This window comes from Moorena sp. SIO3B2, from assembly GCF_010692525.1.
Classification (GTDB): Bacteria; Cyanobacteriota; Cyanobacteriia; order Cyanobacteriales; family Coleofasciculaceae; genus Moorena; species Moorena producens.
Window position 1 is genome coordinate 1 of sequence record NZ_JAAHHE010000571.1, and the last position, 3,074, is coordinate 3,074.

The 3,074-nt window shown below is 44.3% G+C and carries 3 protein-coding genes; 1 reads left to right on the forward strand and 2 read right to left on the reverse strand.

Annotated features, from left to right (window positions below; translation table 11 throughout):
- Positions 1-65: 65 nt before the first annotated feature.
- Complete coding sequence (locus F6K38_RS38140) at positions 66-725, forward strand: hypothetical protein (RefSeq protein WP_287360147.1); 660 nt, start codon at positions 66-68, stop codon at positions 723-725.
- Positions 726-887: 162 nt separating this feature from the next.
- On the opposite strand, the gene F6K38_RS38145 is transcribed toward F6K38_RS38140, so the two are convergent.
- Positions 888-1,697: a peptidoglycan-binding domain-containing protein gene (locus F6K38_RS38145; protein ID WP_287250721.1), complete on the reverse strand. Its 810-nt coding sequence runs from the start codon at positions 1,695-1,697 to the stop codon at positions 888-890.
- Positions 1,698-1,830: 133 nt separating this feature from the next.
- Positions 1,831-3,072 (reverse strand): M16 family metallopeptidase, encoded by a 1,242-nt coding sequence (locus F6K38_RS38150; protein WP_287360148.1) that lies wholly within the window; start codon positions 3,070-3,072, stop codon positions 1,831-1,833.
- Positions 3,073-3,074 lie beyond the last annotated feature (2 nt).

Below are 3,074 nucleotides of genomic sequence, written 5' to 3' on the forward strand. Positions count from 1 at the left end.
AAGGAAGTATAATAAAGTTATTTTTCCATCAACACTAACGTGATTTTTGGTTTGGGATCATTAAAATGCTTACTTTAAAAGTGTTCTCAGTGGCTACAATTGCCGTGGTTTTGAGCAGTTGCTTAATACCTGAAAAAGCCTTGGCTAGTCGTCTTGATTTCACAGCTGAAGCGATTGGCAGTTCAAGTCCTTCAACAATACTAAATGCCAGTATTGGTCAAACCCTACAAAACGGTGATTTTACCATAGAAAGGACTGGGGATAGCACTACCCTTGGTAATGGGATTGATGAAGATACGAGTTGGAGCTTTGATTTTTCTGACTTGGCAACATCAATCAATGACTTATCCCAAGCGAAACTAATTTTAGACCTGACACCAAACAACGCCCTGATTACTACCGATTTATTTGGTATCAGAGGATTGGATACTATTACTATTGATCTGATCCGCAATCTCCCAGTAGGAACTAAGCAATCGCTGTCTTTAAATTTACTGGAGTTTTACGAATCAGGAGAAATCGTGAACGTCTTTAATGGCAATAGTGGCAAAATTCCGGTATTTTATGGAGATGATGCCATTGTATCTCGTGCTGAGCTGTCATTGTCTACAGGTGAAAGAATTCCCGAACCTGCTTCTACCCTAGGGATTTTAGCTTTGGGAGCGTTAGGAATTAGTTCCGTATTGAAGCACGAACTCAAGCAACAGAAACAAGCAAAGCAGTAACATCAATCAAGATTGATCATTAGTCAACCGGCAAAAATATAACTAAAAATATAACTAGTATGTTGTTGACGGTTGATGATTGAACAGTTAACAGTGAAAAGTTAACTTTCAATCGTCAACCATGGCCTTTCGGCCACGCGTGCGCGTTCAACAAAAATTTCATCAACGTAGCAAAGCATTCCAAGTAGCAGGACCAACAATGCCATCAGGTTCTAGTTTGAACTTGCGCTGAGCCGCTTGTACTGCAGCTTTCGTAACCTCTCCAAAGACCCCATCCACTGTGGCTTTTAAAAAACCAAGAGATTTCAGTCGCCTCTGCAATTGCTGGACGGCTGGACCACGCATACCTTGTCGGAGAATAGGTAAGGTTATAGCCCTAGGCTTACTTCTCTCGACAGTGACTGAATTGCCTGTTGTGGTAGTGCGATTACCAAAGCCAGTGCTGGTTGCTGGGGAGGAAGGGTTGGGGCGAGTTGTGGTGGTTTGGGTAATAGCTTCTGTGATGGAAGGTCTCGGAAACGATGAAGCTGAGATGCCATCAGAGGTGGTCGGTGGTGTTCTACTTGCTGAGGGTAAGGGATTTGAAGTAGAGGTTGAGGATGTTGGATTGGGTGGGATGCTTGGAAACAGAAGATTCCATTCAGCAGCTCCCATGATGCCATGGGGAGTTAAACCCGCTTGTTGCTGGAGCTTGGAGACAGCGATCGCAGTATTATCTCCATAAAACCCATTTACCTCTCCTGTGTAATACCCTAATAATTTAAGAACTGCTTGTAATTCAGATACTCTTTCCCCCTCACTACCAATGTCGAGAGTTGGTCGGTTGATTTTGACTGAGGTAATTGCTTGAGCCAGTTTTGGGACAACGCCATTGGCTTCAAGGGCAACTGCTGGCAAATTCCCTAAGCTAAGGGCTACTGATCCAAAGATAGTTATACCGATAATGCTGTTAGTGGTGTCTATAGAATCCATATTTTTAAAGCAAATTCAATCTTATCACGACTTAATTTAACTTTATCGATTAAAGGGGATTTATTGACAACAATACATTGAGGTCTCCCCAGTTTTTTAACCAGAGAAGACCTCAAGTTTTTGCTTTGCTCAGTTAACCCAGAAAGTTGATTGCAACAGCCGGTCCGACTAGAGAAATATAAGGTTCAATGAAATAGCGATTAGCTGCTGCTTGGGCCATCTCTGGAGTAACCCTTGTCACATCCTGTTGAAATAGGGTATCAAACCCAACTCCTAGCCCGATCGTCTCATACCAGCCATAGACTTGAGCTAGCTGACCATTGGTTTGTTTACCTAGTGCATACTGACCAAGAAGCTTATTTTTGGCAACTTGCAATTCATCCTGACTCAGTTGTTGAGAACAAAGACGTTCCACTTCGGTAACCAGACCAACCAAGGCAGTTTCTGTATTTTCCGGTGCTGTCCCCATGTAGGCTATAAACGTAGAAGCCGACTGGCGTGTCGGAAACAATGCTGAGACATCATAGGCTAAACCCCGCTTTTCTCTGAGTTCTACAAACAAGCGGCTAGAAAGACCATTTCCCAGGTAGGTATTCAAGAGTTTGAGGGTAGCAAAGTCAGCCTCTTGTACGGCTGAGGTAAGATAACCCAGCATCACAATCGACTGCTGCGTGTCTTGGGCAGTAGTCACTTGGCAGGGTTGGGCAATGGGGGACGGTAAGGAGGGTTTGCTCAGGGGTGTATCGGGAACTTGCCAATCCCCAAACACTTGCTTTACCTGCTCAATCGCATCTTCTGAGTTAATACGACCTGCAATACTAATTATTAGGTTATCGGGGCGGAAATAAGTCTGATGATAGTGTTCTAAGTCAGCTCGACCGAGTGTAGATACGGTCGCTTCTTCTCCCAACACTGAAAAGCCGTAGGGATGGTCTTGATACATTGCCTGTCGCAATTGCTTATAGGCAATGTTAAAGGGTTGCTCCTGTTGCGCACGAATAGTTTGAATGGTTAGGTACTGCTCTAGGTCTACCTCAGCATCTGGGAAACTAGGCGATCGCAAAATCTGCCCTGCTAGCTGTAACATTTCAAACCAGTCAGCTGCAATGGTTTTCAGGGAGAGTAGAAAATAATCGTTAGCTGCATCAGCACCAAGTTGAGCGCCCATAGACTCCACCCGTTCGGCAATGTCTATGGAGGATAATTCTTGGGTTCCCTTGGTGATAACTGCTGAGACGAGGTGAGATAGCCCAGCTTGGTTTGGTGGATCGAACTGACTACCTGCCCGAATAAATAGACGGCTGGCAATGATATCAGCAGCAGCATTTTCAACTACTATCACCACGATGCCATTATCTAGCACTGTGCGATGGATAT

What these genes read in the sequence shown, in the direction of transcription:
- F6K38_RS38140 (WP_287360147.1), top strand. Translation starts at nt 66, where the DNA reads ATGCTTACTTTAAAAGTGTTCTCAGTGGCTACAATTGCCGTGGTTTTG.
- F6K38_RS38145 (WP_287250721.1), bottom strand. Translation starts at nt 1,697, where the DNA reads ATGGATTCTATAGACACCACTAACAGCATTATCGGTATAACTATCTTT.